The following is a 1,273-nucleotide window of genomic DNA, read 5'->3' as shown; positions in this document are numbered from 1 at the left end:
CTGGCGGCCTGACAGATTTTATGAGAGTGAACGAAAAACGAGCTGCCAGCCAACTTCAAGAGTGGTTTGAGGAGGGGCATGGGGGCGTTTCCGCTGACCCAGTGGCTCAGGGTCAGGCCCCCCTTGGAGCGTCAGGCGCGCGAACACCACCTGACCACGGCTCAGCGCGTAATGAACCGCCCGGAGACCGATCTTGAGGTAGCTCAGCGCCCGCTGCCAGTGGGGATCGACGTGTCGTCGATCCCCACGCTGCACCACCTCAATGCCTTCGGACACGAGCAGCACGGTCGCTACGGCCAGCACGGTCACCAAGCGTTCGAGACTGGGTGCATCTCGCACTTTGGAACCTTCCAACCCGAACAAACCACTTTTCTCGTCCAGAAAGCCTTCCTCAATCTGAAATCGCTCGCCATATTCGGCAAAGGTCTCCACGCTCGTTGGTTCATCGCTCACGACCTGCCATTGCTCTGGCCCGTCCGTCGGACGGGCCAGAGCAACATGGACGGGACCAAAACGCTGCCCGGTGAGGGTGATGTTGTGCAAACAGCGGGATTCCCGTGGTGCGAGTTGCACCTCATTCACCCGGCACAGCCGCTGGCCATCTGGAGCAGCAAGAATCAGGTTGGACTTGATCCGAATGCGGTAATGCCATCCACAGACTCCGAGCCAGGCCATCAGTTGCGTGTCGCAGAACCCTCGGTCCGCCAGGAGGCGGACCTGATGGATGCCCACGAAATCCAGCAGGCCCTTGACCTCGGCGAGGACAGGAAGCAGGTGATCGGTGCTGACCTGCGCGCTGGGATGTTCGAGGACACGCGAGACCAGGGGGACTGCGCGTCCTCGAAAGAGGACGGAGACACGGATCAGGCAGAACTTCTCGAACAGGACGCTGGTATCCAGCGCCAGAATCAGGGTTTGACTGCCCCAGTCGCGCAGGGCACGGGTGACCAGTGGACCGTAAATGCTCGTGGGGTCTATGGCTGGATTCTCCAGCCACCGACGAACGCGGCGTTCGCTGCTTTGCGCGAACGTGGCACGGGAATGGATGTAGGGGAGCCACGCAGGGATAGAACTGCGCCCTGAGAGCACCAGGCCCGTGACCATCCAGGCCAACGTGTGGGCGTTACGGACGTCGTTCCACAACCCATGCTGGATGTGGGTGAGGACGGCTTGGTAGAGTCGGGGTGCGTCCCCGGCGGCATTTTTAGTCTTCACAACTAGAAAGTGTCCCCTACCGGGGACGCTTTCTCATACTTTCTGTCAGGCCGTCAGC

1 protein-coding gene is annotated in these 1,273 nt (G+C 60.9%); it reads right to left on the bottom strand.

Going from position 1 to position 1,273, the window contains the following annotated elements; translation table 11 throughout:
* Positions 1-18 precede the first annotated feature (18 nt).
* A complete protein-coding gene (locus BOO71_RS01615; protein WP_075830250.1) occupies positions 19-1,215 on the bottom strand; it encodes a transposase in 1,197 nt (398 codons plus the stop codon).
* Positions 1,216-1,273 lie beyond the last annotated feature (58 nt).

It is taken from the genome of Deinococcus marmoris (assembly GCF_001949125.1).
Lineage (GTDB): Bacteria > Deinococcota > Deinococci > Deinococcales > Deinococcaceae > Deinococcus > Deinococcus marmoris_A.
Note: the sequence above shows the minus strand (reverse complement) of the source record. Positions and strands in the feature narration are given on the sequence as shown.